Annotated in this window: 13 protein-coding genes; 7 read left to right on the top strand and 6 right to left on the bottom strand. The window is 66.8% G+C overall.

Annotation, left to right across the window (positions count from 1 at the left end; genetic code table 11):
• Window positions 1-125: 125 nt before the first annotated feature.
• The 4 genes from NLI89_RS00940 to NLI89_RS00955 form a co-directional block, all read right to left on the bottom strand.
• Entirely contained in the window at window positions 126-2,480 is a 2,355-nt protein-coding gene (locus NLI89_RS00940) for a TonB-dependent receptor (protein ID WP_254685266.1), read from the bottom strand.
• Between the two features lie 2 nt (window positions 2,481-2,482).
• The gene (locus NLI89_RS00945) at window positions 2,483-3,415 is read right to left on the bottom strand and encodes a FecR family protein (RefSeq protein ID WP_254685267.1); all 933 of its coding nucleotides are present in this window, start codon (window positions 3,413-3,415) and stop codon (window positions 2,483-2,485) included.
• A 51-nt stretch (window positions 3,416-3,466) separates the two neighbouring features.
• Entirely contained in the window at window positions 3,467-3,982 is a 516-nt protein-coding gene (locus tag NLI89_RS00950; RefSeq protein WP_254685268.1) for an RNA polymerase sigma factor, read from the bottom strand.
• A 106-nt stretch (window positions 3,983-4,088) separates the two neighbouring features.
• Window positions 4,089-5,432: a S1 family peptidase gene (locus NLI89_RS00955; RefSeq protein WP_254685269.1), complete on the bottom strand. Its 1,344-nt coding sequence runs from the start codon at window positions 5,430-5,432 to the stop codon at window positions 4,089-4,091.
• A 179-nt stretch (window positions 5,433-5,611) separates the two neighbouring features.
• Here NLI89_RS00955 and NLI89_RS00960 point away from each other — a divergent pair, with 179 nt between their 5' ends.
• Window positions 5,612-7,642, top strand: a complete 2,031-nt coding sequence (locus NLI89_RS00960; protein WP_254685270.1) for a S9 family peptidase — start codon at window positions 5,612-5,614, stop codon at window positions 7,640-7,642.
• 261 nt (window positions 7,643-7,903) lie between these two features.
• Here the strand turns inward: NLI89_RS00960 and NLI89_RS00965 are convergent, their stop codons facing one another.
• A complete protein-coding gene (locus tag NLI89_RS00965) occupies window positions 7,904-8,839 on the bottom strand; it encodes a DUF808 domain-containing protein (RefSeq protein ID WP_254685271.1) in 936 nt (311 codons plus the stop codon).
• Between the two features lie 133 nt (window positions 8,840-8,972).
• Between NLI89_RS00965 and NLI89_RS00970 the strand changes: the two genes are divergently transcribed.
• The 3 genes from NLI89_RS00970 to NLI89_RS00980 all read left to right on the top strand — a co-directional run bounded on the left by NLI89_RS00970 (window position 8,973) and on the right by NLI89_RS00980 (window position 13,197).
• Window positions 8,973-9,983 (top strand): adenosine deaminase, encoded by a 1,011-nt coding sequence (locus tag NLI89_RS00970; protein WP_254685272.1) that lies wholly within the window; start codon window positions 8,973-8,975, stop codon window positions 9,981-9,983.
• Window positions 9,983-10,960, top strand: coding sequence for a bile acid:sodium symporter family protein (locus NLI89_RS00975; protein WP_439144457.1), 978 nt, complete (start codon window positions 9,983-9,985; stop codon window positions 10,958-10,960). Before NLI89_RS00970 ends, NLI89_RS00975 begins: the two co-directional genes overlap by 1 nt.
• Before the next feature lie 80 nt (window positions 10,961-11,040).
• A complete protein-coding gene (locus NLI89_RS00980) occupies window positions 11,041-13,197 on the top strand; it encodes a histidine kinase dimerization/phosphoacceptor domain -containing protein (RefSeq protein WP_254685274.1) in 2,157 nt (718 codons plus the stop codon).
• A gap of 39 nt (window positions 13,198-13,236) precedes the next feature.
• On the opposite strand, the gene NLI89_RS00985 is transcribed toward NLI89_RS00980, so the two are convergent.
• Entirely contained in the window at window positions 13,237-15,534 is a 2,298-nt protein-coding gene (locus NLI89_RS00985) for a TonB-dependent siderophore receptor (protein ID WP_254685275.1), read from the bottom strand.
• A gap of 89 nt (window positions 15,535-15,623) precedes the next feature.
• On the opposite strand from NLI89_RS00985, the gene NLI89_RS00990 reads away from it, so the two are divergent.
• Genes NLI89_RS00990 through NLI89_RS01000 form a run of 3 tightly spaced genes read left to right on the top strand, consistent with a single transcriptional unit; the run spans window position 15,624 to window position 17,801 of the window.
• Complete coding sequence (locus NLI89_RS00990) at window positions 15,624-15,947, top strand: hypothetical protein (RefSeq protein ID WP_254685276.1); 324 nt, start codon at window positions 15,624-15,626, stop codon at window positions 15,945-15,947.
• Between the two features lie 32 nt (window positions 15,948-15,979).
• Window positions 15,980-17,503 carry a PepSY-associated TM helix domain-containing protein gene (locus tag NLI89_RS00995; protein ID WP_254685277.1) on the top strand — a complete coding sequence of 508 codons (1,524 nt, stop codon included), beginning with the start codon at window positions 15,980-15,982 and terminating at the stop codon, window positions 17,501-17,503.
• On the top strand, window positions 17,496-17,801 hold the full coding sequence (locus NLI89_RS01000) for a DUF3325 family protein (RefSeq protein ID WP_254685278.1): 306 nt from the start codon (window positions 17,496-17,498) through the stop codon (window positions 17,799-17,801). The genes NLI89_RS00995 and NLI89_RS01000 overlap by 8 nt, the downstream gene beginning before the upstream one ends.
• Window positions 17,802-18,759 lie beyond the last annotated feature (958 nt).

Here is an 18,759-nt window from a genome sequence, read left to right on the forward strand (position 1 = left end):
TCGGCGCCTTCTAGCTCCCCTCCCTGGAAGGGAGGGGCTGGGGGTGGGTCGGCCCGCCTGAGCCACCCCCGTTCGAACATGCGAAAGCCGACCCACCCCCTACCCCTCCCTTCCAGGGAGGGGGGTTAGAACGCCGCGTCGAGGCCGATGCGGATCGTGCGCGGACGCTGCGGCGTAATCTGCCCGCTCCCCACCTGGAACGGCGTCCCCAACGCGAACCGGTTGCCGACGCTGTCGGTCAAGTTCGTCACCCCGAGCGTAACCCCCAACGACGGCCGCCCGACCCGCGCGGTCAGCGCGGTATCCAGATAATCCCCCTGCTCCTCGCCCAGCACCGGCCCGACCCCGAGCCGCGACCGCCCGACATAGCGCGCCCACCCATATATCCGCAGTTCCAGGTCACGCCCGACATCCCGCCGGTAATCCGCCCCCAGCCGCCCGGCATAGCGCGCGATGTTCGGCACCTGGCTCATCCGCGCGAGCGCCACGAACAGCGCCGGGCTGGGCTCCGTCACGCGGCTGTCGTTGTAGGTGAAGCCCGCGTCGAGAGTCAGGCCGGCGACCGGCTTCCACCCGCCCGCCGCGCTGAACGTCCAGATCCGCCCGTCGCCGATATTGGCGGTGCTCGGCAGGCCGGTCGCGTCGATGAAGTCCGCCTGGATATCCTGCCAGATCGTGTGCGACACGCTCGCCGACAGATACGCGCTGTCAATCCCGGCAAGCCCATAGCGCACGCCGCTCTCCAGCGTCCGCACGCGATCATTCTCGAACCGCCGCACGAAATCGCTCTCGATCGCCAGCCCACCCGGGCGGAATCCCTGCTGATACCGTCCGTACAGCGACACCTTGGGCAGCACCGCGGCGATCAGCGAGGCGGACGGCAGCACGCTCGTCTCGATCCGGTCCGCGGTCACGCGCGCGCGGGCAAGCGCGACGGTCTCCAGCCGCGCCGGCGCGACGTCCTCGCCGGTCCCTGCCAGCGAGGCCCGCGTGACCCGAGCGCCCGCGGTCGCGATCAGGCCGCGCACCAGTTGCACGCTCCCCTCGCCGTATAGCGTCGCCTCATCGATGCTGTTGGTCACACCCGTCACCGGCGCGGGCGCATCGACCGGCCCGAGCGACCGCGACAGCCGCGTCCGGTTGTGCGTGAAACTGCCACCGACCACCCAGCCGAAGCCGTTCCGCATCGGCCGCCATACCCGCGTCTCGTTCGCGATCATCGACGTCGCGTTGCGCTGCGCGAACACGCGGGCCTCGCCTTCGGGCAGCGTCGCGTCGTACCGCTCGGTCAGCGTCTGGCCGACGATCCCGGTCGAGGATTTGACCTTCAGCCCGCCGATCGCGCCCGACACGACCACCTGCCCCATCGTGTAATCCGCCGAAAAACCCTGCACGATCGCGCTCGATCGCGTCAAAGGTGGCGCGTCGCGATCGGCATATTGGCTGTCGTCGCCCTTGGTCCATTGCCCGATCCCGCCGAGATCGACGGTCCAGCCATTCCCCGCATCGAGCCTCAGCATCGCGCGACCGCCGCCGATCCGCGTCCGGTTCACGTCGCGCCGGTCGAGCACCGGATTGTCGATATACCCGCCTTCGCTGACGCCGTAGCCGACGACGCGCAGCGCCACCCGCTCGCCGAGCGGCACGTTCAGCGTCGCGCCCAAATCCGCACCCGGATCACCGTGCCACGTCGCCGACAGACCGCCCGCGATCGACGCCGACACCGCGCCCAGCTCGGGCGTGTTCGGCACGGTGCGGATAATCCCGCCAAGCGACCCTGCGCCGTACAGCGTCCCCTGCGGTCCTTCGAGCACCTCGACCGACGCGATATCGTACAGCCGCAGATCGGGGTCGGGCGCGTTGTAGCTCAGCCGCAAGTCACCGAAATACTGTCCCACCGTGGTCTGGGTCGGCCCCGTGAAACTGGAATCGGCAATGCCGCGGATGAACAGCTTGTTGCGCCCCGCCCCTAAATGCGTCGACGATACGCTGGCCAGCCGCGCGAGGATCGCCTCGGTCCCGCCAGCGCCGCCGAGCGCGAGATCGACCCCGTCGAGCAACGCCACCTGCCCCGCGAAATCGCGCAACCGCACGTCGCGCTTGCTGCCGGTCACGACGATATCCGCGCCCTCTGCCACCGGTGCGGCGGCGGGAACGACCCTCGGCCGATTCACCCGAACCGCCACGACACGCGGCGCGCGCGCCACGAGCCGCCACCCGACCGCCCCCGCCGCGACGACATCCGCATCCACCGCCGACGCCAGCCGGTCGAGCGCCGCGCGCGCGCTCATCCGCCCGCGCACCGCCGGTACGCGCCGCGCCCACAGCCCCGGATCGCCGATGACGATGCTCGTCCCCGACTGACGCCCGAGCGCCAGCACCGCATCGCCGAGACGCCCTGCCGGCAGGTCGACCGCCCCCTGCCCCGCCTGCGCGGGAGCGGCGACGGCGAGCGCCGCGACGACCAGACATCCGTGCATCCTCACGAGCGGGAGGACATCACCCAGTGGCCGCCACGCTTGCGGATCGCGACACCCAGCAGCGGCGCGGCGAGCCGTGGATCGCCCACCAGCTTGGCGGTGGCGATGCTGCCGCTGAACGACCGCTTCGCCACTGTCGGGTCGGCGCGCAGGTCGACGCCGAGCGCGCGCGACAGATCGTCCGCGACCTCGGCCAGCGTCGCGCCCTCATAGGCCAGCACGCTGTCGCGCCACGATCCGACGCTGGCGACGTCGACCGCCGTCACGGTCGGCTTGCCGTCGCGGACGAGCAGCCCCTGCCCCTTCACGAGCCGGATGCCGTCGCGTCCCGGATTATAGTCGACCGCGCCTTCGGACACCGCGACGCGCGTATCGCCCAGCGCGTACTTCACGTCGAACGCGGTGCCGACGTCAACCAGCCGCGCGCCGCCGACGCTCACCTCGAACGGATCGCTGTCGTCGTGCCGGACCACGAACATCGCCTCGCCGCGCTCCAGCGTCGCGATCCGCGGGTCGTCGCGATCGAGCATCAGGCGTGTCGCACCACCCATCGCGATGCTGCTCCCATCGGCGAGCTGCACCGTCCGCATGGCCCCCGCTGCCGTCTCGACCGCATAGGGGTGCGTGCGCGTGTCGAGCGCCTCATAGCCGACGAACAACGCCAACGACGCCGCGATCGCGCCACCGGTCCAGACCGGCCAGCGCCGCTTCGGCATCGGCACGACGACCGGCGCGGCCATCTCGGCCGGCACGGACGCCGCCATCTCCTCGATATCCGCCGACATCGCATGATACGCCGCCGCGTGACGCGGGTCCGCCTCCAGCCAGGCGTGGAACGCCGGCCAGTCGTCGAACGCATCGCTACCGATCCGGACGACCCAGTCCAGCGCAGCCCCGTTCAGCGCAGGGGCGTCGATATCGTCATGCTCCGCCATCATGGCCTCCTATACGCGATGACGGAGACGATCCGGTACGACCTTGAAAACTCAGGTCTCGTCATAGCGTCGCTTCGCATCGATCATCGCACGATACGCTTTCCGCAAGTCGCCCTCGACGGTGCTGAGGCTCACCCCGAACTCGGCGGCGACGATCCTTTGCTCGATCCCGTCGATCCGGTGCCGACGGAATATCCGCGCGGCGCGGTCGCCGACCGACTGCAATGCGGTCTCCGCCAGCGCCGCCTGCTCGCGCGCGATCACGACCCGTTCGGCGGACGGCTCCTCCGACCGATCGAGCGAGGGGCCGCCGGTCGCCTCCGTCCATTCCCGATCCCGCTTCTCGGCCTGCCGCACCGCGCGGTGGCGGTCGAGCATCAGGTTGTTCGCCATCCGGTACAGATACGACAGCGGCGACGCGATCGGCCCGGTCGGCGCGGTCTGGATCCGCAGCCACAGCTCGTGCAGCAGATCCTCCGCCGCATCGCCCGCACCGAGCGACCGGAGAAACCGCAGCAGCGTGTCGCGGTTCGCGAGGAAAACGGCCTCAAGGCCCGAGGAGTCCATGTTCCGCCCGTGTCGATAGGCCGCCGATCGGCGCTCGACGGCGCCGTGTTCCCGGCGGGACTACAGCGCTTGGCGAGGAGACACAATCGGCCCGCCCGGCACCCCGTTACCGATGAAGCAACGTCCAGCCCTGCGGCAGATAGTCCGTCGACATGTAATAATAGAACAGGCACGTGCCGTCGCGGCGATAGGTCCCACCCTTGACGAGGCCGAGCGCGGTGGTGCCCTCGAACACCGGCGCGCCGCTGTCGCCGGCCTTGCACGTCGGCCCCTCGACCGCGACCCAGGTCGGCAGGCACGCGCCGCCGCACAGATCGCCGGCGGGGGCGAAATCGACCATCGCCACCACCGCACAGCTATAGCCGGTCCGCTCGCCGCGATGACACACGAAGTCGCCCGCCCGCGTGCTGGTGCGGTAGCGCCATGTCGCGACGGGCCGCGCGAGCGTCTTGGCGGTGTCCGCGTAGAACAGCGGCGCGTAGGCGATGCCCGGGGCGGTCGCGACGTTGACCTGCACGTCCTGATATCCCCAGCCCCATTGCCCGACGAACGCCAGCGGCCATTCCTCGCGGCTGCCGTCCGACGGGCGCTTGCCGACATAGGAGAGCGTGTCCGGGCAATGCGCCGCGGTGACCACGCCGTTGCGCATCCCGTCGGACACGACGAAGCCGGTCGTGCAGGCATAGCGCTTGCCATCGACGGTACCGACCACACGCCCGCCACCCTCGATGGCGCCACCCTCGATCGCGCCGCCCTCGATCGCGCCACTTTGTGCAGGCGTCGCGTCGGTTGCAGGGGGAGCCGCCTCGACCTGCATGTCGACCGGCGGCCGATCGACGACATCGATGCGTACCGGCACGCCTGTCATCGCCGCGATCCGCGCGCGCAATTCGCCGTTCCGGTCGAGATCGGCGTCGGCGCTGGCGGTCATCACGACAAGCTCGCCGGTCCGCTGATCCACACCGAGTCCGGGCGGATGCGGCAGGGAATCGCGGATCTTCGCCTGATAGGTGGTGATCGCGGCGAGCACCGCGTCGCGTGTCGCGGTGGCGCCGGTGCGGAAGACGATCGGAACGGTCATCCCGCCGGCGACGACCTGCTGGTCCGGCACGGGATCGGTGCCGGTCAGCAGCACGACGATCCGGTAGGTCGGCAGATGCTCGATCGCGATTCCGGCCCAGCGGTCCTTGAAGGTTTCGCGCAGCGCGTCGGTCGCCGGCACGCTGTCGCCCTGCGCCCGCAGCCGCCGCAACGCCTCGTCGAACGGCACACCGAACCGTCGCGCATATTCCGCCGCGTCCTGCATCAGCGCATCGACCGGCAATTGCACGTGCGCCTGCACGTGCGCCGCGCCACTCGCGGGCGGGGGAACGACCTGCGCGGCGGACGCGGTCGCCATGGCAACCGCAAGCAGCGCGCTCGCCATTCCGCGGATCAAAGACTTCAACATGCAAGGCGATCCTGGAGGCGTTGGGCGATCATGACCTGATACCGCCATGATCTGAACCGGTGCTTTCACGCAAGCGAAGCTGAGCGTGCAAGCAAAGCTGGGGCGTGCAGGCAAAGCCGGGGCGTGCAAGCAATCGAGGTGATTGCGCGCGATCTCGCAAGCGTCCTATCAAGCACGCCATGAAGACCCTGCTCTCTGCCAGCCTCGCCGTGCTCGCCTTTGCGAGTGCCCCTGCCGCCGCCCGGCAACTCACCATCGACGATGTGACGATGCTCAGCCGCGTCGGTGCGCCGACCACCTCGCAGGACGGACGCTGGCTCGTCTGGGCGCAGCGCGAGACCGATCTCGCGGCGGACAAGGGGCGTTTCGACCTTTGGCGGCTCGATCTCAGCACACCGGGCGCGACGCCGGTGAAGCTGCTCGCCGATCCGCAGGTCAACGAGAACGATCCTCAGATCGTCGGCAGCACGGTGTATTTCACCTCGGACAAGGGCGGCGAGGACGCGGTCTGGTCGGTGCCCGTCACCGGCGGCACGCCGCGGCGCGTCACCAGCTTCAAGGGTGGGTTCAGCGGTTTCAAGGTCGCGCCGACCGGCGACAAGTTGCTCGTCTGGGCGGATCGCAAGCCGGGTGCACCGAGCCTCGAGCCGGCGATGGTCAAGAAGGACCCGAACGCGGGGGCCGGGCGGACCTACGACCAGCTGTTCGTGCGGCATTGGGATACATGGGCGGACGGCACGCGCTCGCAGCTGTTCGTGTTGCCACTGACCGCCGCGGGTGCGACCGGGAACGGCGTTCCGCTGGTCGGCGCGCTGGTCGGCGATGCGCCGTCCAAGCCGTTCGGCGGCGGCGAGGAAGTCTCGTGGAGCCCCGATGGCCGCACCGTGTATTTCGCGATGCGCGAGGCTGGGCGGATCGAGGCGCTGTCGACCAATCTCGACATCTTCTCGGTCCCGGCGGACGGCTCGGCCGCACCGGTCAACCTCACCGCCGCGAACAAGGCGACCGACAACCTCCCGACGGTATCGCCCGATGGCCGCACGCTCGCCTATTTCGCGATGCGGCGGCCTGGGTTCGAGGCGGATCGCCAGGTGCTGACGCTGCGCGATATCGCCAGCGGCAAGACGGTGTCGCTGACCGAGCGCTGGGACCGGTCGGTCGGCTCGATCGCCTGGGCGCCCGATTCGAAGTCGCTCTACGTCACCGCCGACGACACGCAGGAGACGCCCTTGTTCCGCGTCGATGCGTCGAGCGGCGCGGTCACGCGGCTGACGCAGGAGGGCCATGTCGGCGCGGTCGCGATCACGCCGCGCGGGCCGGTGGTGGCGATGGACAGCCTCACCGCACCCGCCGATTTCTTTCGTCTGGGCACCGGCGCACCGCAGCGCCTGACGCAGGTCAACGCGACGAAGCTCGCCGGGATCGACATGCCGACCGTTACGCGGTTCAATTTCAAGGGCGCGAACGCCGACACCGTCTGGGGCTATGCGGTGAAGCCGTACGGCTCGGCGGGGAAAGTCCCGATCGCCTACATGGTTCACGGCGGACCGCAGGGATCGAGCAACAACAGCTGGTCCTATCGCTGGAACCCGGCGGTGTTCGCAGGCGCCGGCTACGGGCTGGTCGCGGTCGATTTCCACGGGTCGACCGGCTACGGCCAGGGCTTCACCGACGCGATCAGCAACGATTGGGGCGGCTGGCCGCTCGAGGATCTGCAAAAGGGTCTGAAGGCCGCGACCGACAAGTTCGCGTGGCTCGATGCCGACAATGCCTGCGCGCTCGGCGCGTCCTATGGCGGCTACATGATGAACTGGTTCGAGGGGCAGTGGCCCGATCGCTTCAAGTGCATCGTCCAGCATGACGGCGTGTTCGACGCGCGCGCGATGGCCTACGAGACCGAGGAGCTCTGGTTCGACGAATGGGAGCATGGCGGGAAAGCCTATTACGAGGACCCGCAGGCATTCGAGAAATGGAACCCGGTCAATTACGTCGCCAAGTGGAAGACGCCGATGCTGGTGATCACCGGCGAGAAGGACTTCCGCATTCCGTATACGCAGGGGCTGGCGACGTTCACCGCGTTGCAGCGGCGCGGGATCCCGTCGCGGCTGCTGGTGAACCCGAACGAGAACCACTGGGTGCTCAAGCCGAAGAACTCGCGGCAATGGTATGGTGAGGTGATCGGGTGGATGGACAAGTGGACGGGGAAGTAGGCGCCGCTTCCTTCCTCCCGATCCCCCACCCGGCGAATGAGTACCACCCCGGCGAAGGCCGGGGCCCAATTGGAAAGGTAGAAGTAACGAGGGACTGTCCGTAGCCACTCCCGTCCCCCAATTGGGCCCCGGCCTCCGCCAGGGTGGTTGCGCGAGGTGACGGTTTCCTCTGGCTTACCCTGTTTCCCCGCGAAGGCGGGGACCCAGACTGGGCTCCCGCCTTCGCGGGAGAACAACGAAGGGCGAACGGCGCTCTCCTGCTTAGTGCGCCTTCTTGCCCTTCACCGCATGCAACCCCAGCGCAATCGCGCCGCCCAGAATCAACCCGACGATCCCCGAGAAGAACGCGTTAACCGCCCAGTTCACGACCCCCTTCGCGACCGGCACCGCCGCCGCGGCGCTCTCGGCCGTGTGGTGGATCCAGTGCGGCACCGTCGTGAACCCGAAATCCTCGACGCCGTGGACGATGATCTGGCCGCCGACCCACACCATCGCCGCAGTCCCGATCACCGACAGCGCCGACATCACCAGCGGCATGCCCTTCACCAGTCCGCGCCCGAGCGCCTGCACCGCCGCGCCGTTGCGCTGCGCCAGATGCAGGCCGATGTCGTCCATCTTCACGATCAGCGCGACCACGCCGTACACCGCGATGGTGATGACGATGCCGACCAGCGCCAGCACGATCGCCTGTTCCCAGATCGGCTTGGTCGCGACGTCCGACAGCGCGATCACCATGATCTCGGCCGACAGGATGAAGTCGGTGCGGATCGCGCCCGAGACCTTCTGCGCCTCCAGCGCCTTCGGGTCGGTCGGCGCGTCCACCACCTCCTCGGCATGGCCGCCGCCGAACGCCTCGAGGATCTTCTCCGCCCCCTCGAAGCATAGATACGTGCCGCCGATCATCAGCAACGGCGTCAGCAGCCACGGTGCGAACGCGCTCAACGCCAGCGCCGCCGGCAGGATGAAGAGCAGCTTGTTGCGGAACGAGCCAAGCGCGATCTTGCCGATCATCGGCAGCTCGCGCTTCGGCTCGAACCCGACCATGTAGCGCGGCGTCACCGCGGCATCGTCGACCACCACGCCGATCGCCTTGCTGCCCGCCTTGCTGGTCGCCGCGCCGATATCATCGAGGCTGGCGGCGGCGAGCTTGGTGATCCCGGCAATGTCGTCGAGCAGTGCGACCAATCCTGTCGGCATCGATGGTATCCTTTGCGTGCGTTCACGCGCTCGGTAACGTGACAGGATTGTCATGCAACGGCTTTCGCACTTGCGGTAGTGCATGGCGCGCGGAATGGTTGCAGCCGACGCGACCCAAGCGACAGGACGAGCCATGACAGACGACTTCATCACGCACCTGCCCAAGGCGGAACTGCATCTGCACATCGAGGGCAGCCTGGAGCCCGAACTCATGTTCGCGCTGGCCGAGCGCAACAAGGTCGCGATCCCGTTCAAGAGCGTCGAGGACGTCCGCGCGGCGTACAGCTTCACCAATCTGCAGACCTTCCTCGACATCTATTATGCGGGCGCCGCGGTGCTCCAGACCGAGGAGGATTTCCGCGATCTGGCGGTCGCCTATTTCGACCGCGTCGCACAGGACGGCGTGGTGCATGCTGAGATCTTCTTCGATCCACAGACGCACACGCATCGCGGCATACCGTTCGACGTGGTCGCACGCGGGCTGTTCGCCGGCATCGACGAGGCGCAGGCCAAGCATGGCATGTCGGTCGGCCTGATCATGAGCTTCCTCCGCCATCTCGACGAGGAGGATGCGTTCAAGACGTTCGCGCAGGCCGAGCCGTGGCTCGACCAGTTCATCGGCGTCGGGCTCGATTCGTCCGAGGTCGGCCATCCGCCATCGAAGTTCGCGCGCGTGTTCGCTGCGTCGGCGGATGCCGGGCTGATGCTGTGCGCGCACGCCGGCGAGGAGGGCCCGCCCGCGTATATCCACGAGGCGCTCGATATCCTTCAGGTGGACCGGATCGACCACGGCAATCGCGCGCTGGAGGATCCGGCCTTGGTCGCACGGTTGGCCCGCGATGCGATGACGCTGACCGTGTGCCCGCTGTCGAACGTGGCGTTGCGCAACGTCGACCGGCTCGAGAACCACCCGATCGACCGGATGCTCGATCTCGGCCTGCGCGCGACGATCCATTCGGACGATCCGGCCTATTTCGGCGGCTATATCGGCGAGAATTTCCGCCAGACCGCGCGCGCGAAGAATCTCTCGCGCGAGCAGGTGGTGACGCTCGCGCGGAACAGCTTCCTCGGCAGCTTCCTCGACGACGAGGCGCTCAGCGGCCATCTCGCGACGCTGGATGCATACGCTAAAGCGCATCCGTGATCGGCCGCTTCCTCGCGGTCTTCGAACCGTTCATCCTGATGCTGCTCGGCACCGTCGTGCTGGCGAGCCTGTTGCCGGCGCGCGGCGAGATGGCGACGATCGTCGGCTACGCGGCGGATATCGGCATCGTCCTGCTGTTCTTCCTCCACGGCGCGAAGCTGTCGCGTGACGCGATTCTGTCGGGATTGCGCAACTGGAAGCTGCACCTCGCGGTGCTGGCCGTGACCTTCGTCGCGTTCCCGCTGTTCGGTCTAGGGCTCAGCGCACTGCCGTTCGTGAATGGACCGCTCGCTGCCGGGCTGCTGTTCCTGACGCTGCTCCCCTCGACCGTGCAGTCGTCGATCGCCTTTACCGCGATCGCGCGCGGCAATGTCGCGGCGGCGGTATGCAGCGCATCGTTCTCCAACCTGCTCGGGATCGTGGTTACGCCCGCGCTGGTCGCGTTGCTGATGGAGACGTCGGGCAGCGGCGGGATCTCGATCGACAGCATCGAGGCGATCGTGCTGCAATTGCTCGTCCCGTTCGTCGCCGGGCATCTGCTGCGTCCGTGGATCGGCGCGTGGGTAACGCGGCGGAAAGCGATGCTCACCGTCGTCGATCGCGGCTCGATCCTGCTGGTCGTCTACAGCGCGTTCGGGGCCGCGGTGGTCGAGGGCCTCTGGACCAAATTGTCGATCGGCGACCTGATCCTGATCGGGCTGCTCTGCGCCGCGCTGCTTGCGTTCGTCCTGGCGCTCACCTTCGCCGTCGCGCGGCTGATGAAACTGCCCCGCGAGGATGCGATCGTCCTCCAATTCTGCGGCTCCAAGAAGAGCCTCGCATCGGGCGTGCCGATGGCCGGCGTACTGTTCCCGCCCGCGCAGGTCGGCGTCATCCTCCTGCCACTGATGCTGTTCCACCAGCTGCAACTGATCGCCTGCGCCGTGATCGCGCGCCGCTATGCCGAGAGCGCGCCACGCGATACTGCCCTGGGTTAACACGCTAAACCCTTGCCGGTATTTGCTTTGTTCCACCGGTAGCGGCATGGTCGGGCTGCTATCACGAGAGTTTCGAGTTCATGAGCGCGCCGAGCGACACTGCCATCCCCGCCGCGGACGTGGGGCTGGACCTGACCGCGTGCGACCGCGAACAGATCCACATCCCGGGCGCAATCCAGCCGCACGGCCTGTTGCTGGTCGCCGACGCCGCGACCCTCGCGATCGTCGCAGGGGCCGGCGACATCGAGACCCGGCTGGCCGTCGACTGGCTGGGGCGAGACCTGTCCGCGCTGTTGGCGCAGGATATCGCGGCGCTGTTCGCGACCAGCGAGACGGTCGCCGGAGTTGCGCTGGCCGGCGCGCCGGTGACCGGGGTTTCCGAACACTTCGACGTCACGCTCCATCGCAGCGCGGATCACGTGCTGGTCGAGCTCGAACCGGTCGCGGGCGTGCCGGTCACCGCCGCGGCGATGCTCGGCCGACTCAACGCGATGGCGATGACGTTCGAACGCGCCGGCAATCTCCAGGCGCTGTGCGAGCGCGCGGCGATCGCGTTCCGGCAACTGACCGGGTTCGACCGCGTCATGGTCTACCGCTTCCTCGACGACGAAGCCGGGCGCGTGATGGCGGAGGACAAGGCGTCGGGACTCGGCACCTTCCTCAACCATCATTTTCCCGCCTCGGACATCCCCCGGCAAGCGCGCGCGCTGTATGTGCGCAACAGGACTCGGACGATTCCGGCGATCGACTATGCGCCCGCGGTGCTGCGACCAGCCGGGTTCGAGACGCTCGATCTCAGCGATGTCGCGCTGCGCAGCGTGTCGCCGATCCACCTGCGCTATCTCGCCAATATGGGGGTCGCGGCGTCGGCCTCGATCTCGATCGTCAAGGACGGCCTGTTGTGGGGCATGATCGCCTGCCATCACGGATCGCCGCGCGTGCTGACCCCCGATATCCGCGCGGCCTCGTCGACTCTGGCGAGCGGCCTCGCCCGCCAGATCCGCGCGAAGGAGGAGGCCGAGACCTACCGCGAACGGCTGCGGTTGCGGGCGGCGGAGGACGCGGTCATCCCGAAGCTCGCGACCGACCCCGCCCCGCGCGGTATCGTCACCGCACTGCGCGACGACCTGCGGCGTATGCTGGACGGCGACGGCTTCGCGTTCGTCGATGGCGCGGTGGTGGCGATGCACGGCCTGTGCCCTGCCGAGGAGGACGTGCTCGACCTGGCGGAGTGGGCGGTCACGCAGAACGGGATCGAGCCGTTCGCGACGCACGAACTGCCCTCGCTCTATCCTCGTGCCGAGACGTACAGGGCAGCGGCCAGCGGCGTGCTCGCGCTTCCGCTCATCGATGAGGGCGCGATGCTGTTGTGGTTCCGCGCCGAGCAGATCGAGGAAGTCGAATGGGCGGGCAATCCGCACAAGGCGGTTTCGGTGGATCCGAACGCAGTGCTGACGCCGCGCACCTCGTTCGAATCCTGGACGCAGGCGGTTAGCGGTCGATCGCGGTGCTGGACCCGCGAGGAGATCGAGGCCGCGCATCGTCTGCGCCGGGCGTTCCACGACGCCCATGTCAACCAGCGGCTTCGTCTTCTCAACGGCGACCTGCAACGCACGCTCGCCGACAAGGACATCCTGATCGCGCAGAAGGACGTCCTGATGAAGGAGGTCAATCACCGCGTCCAGAACAGCCTCCAGTTGGTCGCCGCGTTCCTGTCTCTCCAGGCGAAATCGTCGGACGACGCAAAGGTGAAAGAGCATCTCGCCGAAGCGCAGGCCCGGCTCGCGGCGGTCGCGCTGGTCCACCGTCGACTGTACCGCGACGACCAGGTCGAGTCGGTTGATCTGTCGCGCTATCTCGAGGAGCTGACCGACGACATGAAGACCTCGCTCGGCGAGGATTGGGCAGCGCGGATGAGCCTGGATCTCGCGCCGATCCTGGTCGCGACCGATCGCGCGGTGAACATCGGGCTGGTGCTGACCGAGCTGGTGATCAACGCAAGCAAATATGCCTATGAGGGTCGCGCCGGACCGATCGAGATCGTGCTGGAACAGCATCGCAACCGGCTGCGCCTGATCGTCGCGGACCAGGGCGTCGGCAAATCGGGCACGCGCGAGGGCTTTGGCAGCCGGATGATGAAGGCGGTCGTCGCCGGACTGTCCGGTACGATCGAACAGGACGACAACATGCCCGGCCTGCGCGTCATCCTGACCGCGCCGATCGAGGATATGCGCTGACGTCCCGTCCGGCGCGAACGAAACGCCAGCACAACCGCCTCACCAGTTGAAGCGGAGCGATCCGACGACGGTCCGCGAGGCACCGAAGTAACAGCTGTTGACGAAGAAACAGCTGGCGATGTGGCGCTTGTCGAACAGGTTCGCGACGTTCGCGGTCAGGCTCATGCCCTTGAGCGAGTCGCCGAACTTGCCGAGATCATAGCCGAGCACCGCATCGACCAGCACATAGCCCGGCGACTGGAACCGGGTGGTGAGCGTCTGGCCTGCTGCCACGCGCGTCGCGGTGCCGTCCGACTTGCCGACATAGCGGACGCCGCCGCCGATGTTGAACCCCGACAGCGCGCCGCCGCCGCTAATGCGTGACAGGTCGTAGTTGACAAAGCTCGATGCGCTCCAGGTCGATATGCCGAGCGGCTTGGTGCCGGTAACGCCGCTGAGCTGATCGCCGGTGCCGACGACTGGCGTGCCCTGCGTGACTTTCGGATCGGTATAGGTGCCGGCGACCGTGACCGTCAGGCCCGGCGTGATCTCGCCCCGTCCATCGAGTTCGATGCCCCGTACCGCCACTTCGCCGATCTGGACCTGGAAGTTCGGGTTGGCGGGATCGGTCGTCGGTACGTTCTGGCGACGCAGATCGAAGGCCGAGAGCGTGAACAGCGCGCTGGTGCCGCGCGGCTGGTATTTCAGGCCTGCTTCGTACTGGCGACCGGTGACGGGCACGAACGCTGCGCCGTCGAACGCGGTGCCGGTCTGCGGCTCGAAGCTTTCCGAATAGCTGACGAACGGCGCCAGGCCGAACTTGGTTTCGTACAATGCGCCGAGGCGTCCGGTGAACGCGGTCTGGTGAAGCCGGGTCACGCCGCTGGCCGCTCCTGCCGCGGCGTTGCGGTTCACCGTCGTCTGGTCGTACCAGTCGTAGCGGCCGCTCGCGATCAGTTGCAGCCCGCCGATCGCGATCTGGTCCTGCACATAGGCGCCGACCTGGTCGATCTTGCGGAAGCTGCGCGTCTGGCTGAGCGGGAAAGTAGGCTGCACTCCGCCATATACCGGCGCGAACAGGCTCAGGTTCGGGATGCTGGTCGCCGGATCGGCAGCGACGCCGGTGTTGAACTGCTGGTCGTTGCTACCCTGGTTGTTCTGCCAGTCGACGCCGGTGAGCAGCGTGTGCTGCAACGGCCCGGTCGCAAACTTGGCGGTCGCGTGATTGTCGATCGTGATCGTCCGGAACGATTCGTCCGACCCACCGCCCCCGCGCACGATCGTCGAGAAATCGGTGTTGCGATTGGCGCCCGTGCCCGTCGTCGCGAACGCGGACAGGTAGATCTGGCGATAGTGGAGATCGACGTCGAGGTAGCGCGCGCTCGTCGCCCAGCTCAGGCTGTCGTTGAAGTCGTGGCGGAACAGCAGCGTCGCCGACTTCTGCTTGCGATCGAACGCTTCGTACGCAGGCTCGCTCACGTTGAAATCGGTCGCGAACTGTCCGGACGGGTTCGCGAGCGCCGAACCGTAGACCGGCACGCCGCTGTACGACGCCGATTCGGGATCGCGCTGGTAATTGAGGATCAGCGTCACGCTGGTCGCCTCGTCGGGCGCGAAGGTCAGCATCGGCCGCGCGTAATAGCGCCGGTTGCCGGTCATCGCGACGAAACCGTCCGACCGCTCCGCACCCGCGATCACGCGGAACAGCCATTTGTGATCCTTATCGAGCGGCTGGTTCACGTCGATCGCGCTGCGCAACAGGTCGAAATTGCCGCCCGCCAGTTCGATCCGCCCGCCGGATTCGCCATAGGGGACCTTGCTGGTCAGGTTGACCAGTCCGCCTGGCGTGGAGTTGCCATACAGGACCGATGCCGGCCCCTTGATCACGTCGACGCGCTCGACGAGGTGGAAGTCGATCTGCGGCGTGGAATAGACTCCGCCTAGCAGACGCATGCCGTCCATATACTGGCCCGGCGCAAAGCCGCGGACGTAGAGCTGGTCGTAGCGGGTGGCGACATTGCCGCGCTGGTTCGGCGAGACGCCCGCAACATAGCCGAGCGCCTGGTTGATCGACAGCGCGTTGCGGAGCGTCAGTTCCTTTTCGTCGATGCTGGTGATGACCTGCGGCGTGCGGATCAGCGGCGTCTCGGTCTTGGTGCCGGTGCTGCCGGTCTTGCGAATGCGCTCGCCGCTGACGACGATCTCGTCGCTGCGAGTTTGCGTATCGTCACCGGTGGGCGCCGCATCGCGTGCCATGGTCGGCGCCGACGCCGCGGTGAAATCTGCCGCGAACACCGGCGTCCCGACGCTGCCTAGAGCCGTACCCAGCAGCATCCCGCCTGTAAATCGTCCCCGCATTGCGCCGTCCACTTTTGATATTGATAATGACTCGCAAGGCCCGCTAAAGACGGTTGGCACGCACCGCAAGGGAAAATGACAGAATGTTCATGCACGGTCGGATCCTGAAACCCGGCCCATTTCCCAAGGGCCGGACAGTCCGTCCGGTGGTCTGGACCATGGCGTTGCGGAGCACGACCGCGCTCGTCGGCGGCTATGCCGCGGCGGCAGTGCTGGCGACGTTGCTCGCCCGCCTGCTCCCGATCGCGCGCGTCGAAGCGACGAACTGGGGCATGGTCCTGTCGTTCGCGATCTATGCAGGCATCGCCCTCTGGTGTTTCCACGAACACCGCGTTTTGCGGGTCGCAGCGCTCGTGTGGGGAATCGCACTGGTCGGCGGCGGCCTACTCTGGCTGCTCGGCGTACGTCCGTGAGTTCGGCGGCGAGAACCACCTTGCGACAGAGCATGGCATGGATCCACGGCTGGCTGGGCCTGCTGGCGGGTTGGATCCTGTTCGCCATGTTCCTGACCGGTACGGCGAGTTATTTCCGGCCCGAGATCACGCAGTGGATGCAGCCGGAATTTCGCGCGAAGCCGGTCACCAGCGCCCACGCCGCCGAGTCCGCGGTGGCGCACATGCAGCGTGTCGGCGCGGACGATCTGCAATGGTACGTCTACCTCCCGGATGCCCGCACCGCGGTGACGCGGGTCTTCGAACAGCGCAAGCCGGACCCCAAGGCTCCCAGGCGGCGCGCACCCGAAATCGTGCTCGATCCCGCGACGGGCGATGTCGTGCGTGCGCGCGAGACCCGCGGCGGCGAGCATTTCTATCGCTTCCATTTCCAGCTGCAATTGCCGCATCCCTGGGGACGTTGGCTCGCAGGGCTGTGCGCGATGTTCATGCTGGGCGCGATCGTGTCGGGCGTGATCACGCACAAGCGCATCTTCGCCGACTTCTTCACGCTGCGCTGGAACAAGGGACAGCGCAGCTGGCTCGATGCGCACAACGTCTCGGCAGTGCTGGCGCTGCCGTACCACGCGATGATCACCTATACCGGGCTGATCACGCTGGTGGCGATGTACATGCCGTGGCCGGTCACCGCGAACTACGCCAAGCCCGCCGATTTCGCGCAAGCCGCGTTCGGCACGCCGACCGAGCGCGCGGCGCAGGGCACGGCCAAGCCGCTGGTGGCGATCGGTCCTCTGGTCGCGGATGCCGAGCGACGCTTCGGTGCGCCGGTCGCGACCCTGGTGGTGCGCAACCCGAACGATGCCGCAAGCAGGGTCACGCTGTACCGCCATGCGAACGCCTCGCTCAACGGACGCGGTCCGTCGGTCACCTATGCGGGCAGCGACGGGCGGTTCCTCGAAGGCGCTGGCGGCGTCGGGCCCGCGCTCGCCACCGCCGGCGTGATGCTGGGGCTGCACGTCGCGCAGTTTGCGGGGCCGGCGTTGCGCTGGGCGTATTTCGTGCTCGGTCTCACCGGTGCGGCGATGGTCGGGACCGGGTTGCTGCTCTGGACCGCCAAGCGTCGCAAGCCGGGCGCGACGCCGTTCTTCGGGCTGAAGCTGGTCGAGCGGCTGAACATCGGTGTCATCGCCGGCCTGCCGATCGGGATGGCCGCCTACCTCCTCGCCAACCGCCTGATCCCAGCCGAAACCGCAAACCGCGCCGACGCAGAGGTCGCCACGATGTTCTGGACATGGGGCGCCGTTGCAGTGTTGCAGGTGTTGCGACCGGCACGCCGCGCGTGGACCGAAGGGTTCGCGATTGGAGCCGCGGCGTTCGCGGCGATCCCGGTGGTCGATACGCTGACGACGTCGCGCGGATTGCCGGGATCGATACTGACCGGCGACACGCTCTTCGCGGCATTCGATTTCGCCATGCTCGCGATTGCCGCGATGCTTGCACTCGGCGCGTGGCGCTCCGCCCGGAGCAGGCCCGTCGCGAAGATCCGCAAACCACAATCGGAGACCGTTCATGCTTGAAGCCACGATATTGTGCTTCTTCGGCTGGCTGCTGTTGGCGGCGACCTCCTTCCGGTATCGCCGCGACCTGGGGATCGCCGCGCCGTCAGCGATCCGCGCGCTACGCCTCGTCGCTGCGCTCGTGCTTACGGCCGCGCTGTTCCACTGCGGCGCACCGCTGACCGGCGAGCGTTTCGTGCGATTCCTCGGCGCGGCGTCGATAGCCGGCGTCGCGCTGGTGATGCTGCTGTCGTTCAAGCCGGCCGAGACGATGCAGCCGGTCCGGATCGCGTTGAAGGCGGTGCGCCCGCGGCGTTAGATACTGCGGTGCAAAGAGACGTGATCCGGTGACGTTTCGAAGAAGGGGTGTCCTCCGACAGAACGCTGCTTGCGCCGAGCCAAATCTTCTCCGCATTCTGTGACGAGCCCAAGCGATGATCCATCGGTCTGGGGCAGCATCGACCGTCCCAGACCGCACATTCTGCCCGAGAGCGGGATCGTTTGACCCGCTCTCCAAATCCATATCGCGGACGGTCAGCGCCAACGCAGTCATATTGGTAACTGCTGCCGTTAGCAGCCTCGTTGCCAAATGCTTTCACCGAAATGCAGAATCCAAGGCGTTCGACGTCGCATGACAGATAATCGCAATTTGGTGACTGCGAGATTGATATCCTGGCCAAGCCAGATGCATATTACCTCGGACAATCAAATCAGATCATATCTGTACGACATCCCGCGCGATGACGCGACAGATCAACTGTATGATGAATAATTTATTCATCACGAAATTTCATCTCTAAACCCACGCGTTTCAATATCTTAAAGCTAAGTTGCCGAACAAAGCAAAATTTAATGTTAAAAAACCGATGTTATGCTATTGCTAGTCCCAAGGCGGGACTTTTTAATGACAACCGAAGTGATATTCGCAGTTCTTATCCTGACTCCGGTTGCGATATGGGCATGGCGGAGGCAGCGCCGACAGGCGCGTATCGAGCGCTATGGCCGCCGAACAGAGCGGATCTACGTACGGAAACGAACGAACGGCTGGCTGAAGACACTTTTGCCAGAAAGTACATCTAGGCGGACCACTTACAAGCGTAACAATCAGTCACAAAAGCGGCCCGAACAGACATTGTAAACAGACAAGACTCTAACAATAGCGATTATATGCTTCAATTGCGTGCGCGCGAAAGCAGAATGATCGACAAATGCCTATAAGACGCCATTTTCTGCGCCAAGAACGATCCGTTACTTTGAAAACACGCGACGAAGTTTGT

The organism is Sphingomonas faeni (assembly GCF_024273235.1).
Lineage (GTDB): Bacteria > Pseudomonadota > Alphaproteobacteria > Sphingomonadales > Sphingomonadaceae > Sphingomonas > Sphingomonas faeni_A.

Excerpts from the sequence above, each read along its gene's own strand:
- NLI89_RS00955 (WP_254685269.1), bottom strand. The coding sequence starts at position 5,432 with ATGTTGAAGTCTTTGATCCGCGGAATGGCGAGCGCGCTGCTTGCGGTT.
- NLI89_RS00990 (WP_254685276.1), top strand. The coding sequence starts at position 15,624 with ATGCACGGTCGGATCCTGAAACCCGGCCCATTTCCCAAGGGCCGGACA.
- NLI89_RS00995 (WP_254685277.1), top strand. The coding sequence starts at position 15,980 with ATGGCATGGATCCACGGCTGGCTGGGCCTGCTGGCGGGTTGGATCCTG.
- NLI89_RS00970 (WP_254685272.1), top strand. The coding sequence starts at position 8,973 with ATGACAGACGACTTCATCACGCACCTGCCCAAGGCGGAACTGCATCTG.
- NLI89_RS00940 (WP_254685266.1), bottom strand. The coding sequence starts at position 2,480 with ATGCACGGATGTCTGGTCGTCGCGGCGCTCGCCGTCGCCGCTCCCGCG.
- NLI89_RS00945 (WP_254685267.1), bottom strand. The coding sequence starts at position 3,415 with ATGGCGGAGCATGACGATATCGACGCCCCTGCGCTGAACGGGGCTGCG.
- NLI89_RS00960 (WP_254685270.1), top strand. The coding sequence starts at position 5,612 with ATGAAGACCCTGCTCTCTGCCAGCCTCGCCGTGCTCGCCTTTGCGAGT.
- NLI89_RS01000 (WP_254685278.1), top strand. The coding sequence starts at position 17,496 with ATGCTTGAAGCCACGATATTGTGCTTCTTCGGCTGGCTGCTGTTGGCG.
- NLI89_RS00965 (WP_254685271.1), bottom strand. The coding sequence starts at position 8,839 with ATGCCGACAGGATTGGTCGCACTGCTCGACGACATTGCCGGGATCACC.
- NLI89_RS00985 (WP_254685275.1), bottom strand. The coding sequence starts at position 15,534 with ATGCGGGGACGATTTACAGGCGGGATGCTGCTGGGTACGGCTCTAGGC.
- NLI89_RS00980 (WP_254685274.1), top strand. The coding sequence starts at position 11,041 with ATGAGCGCGCCGAGCGACACTGCCATCCCCGCCGCGGACGTGGGGCTG.
- NLI89_RS00950 (WP_254685268.1), bottom strand. The coding sequence starts at position 3,982 with ATGGACTCCTCGGGCCTTGAGGCCGTTTTCCTCGCGAACCGCGACACG.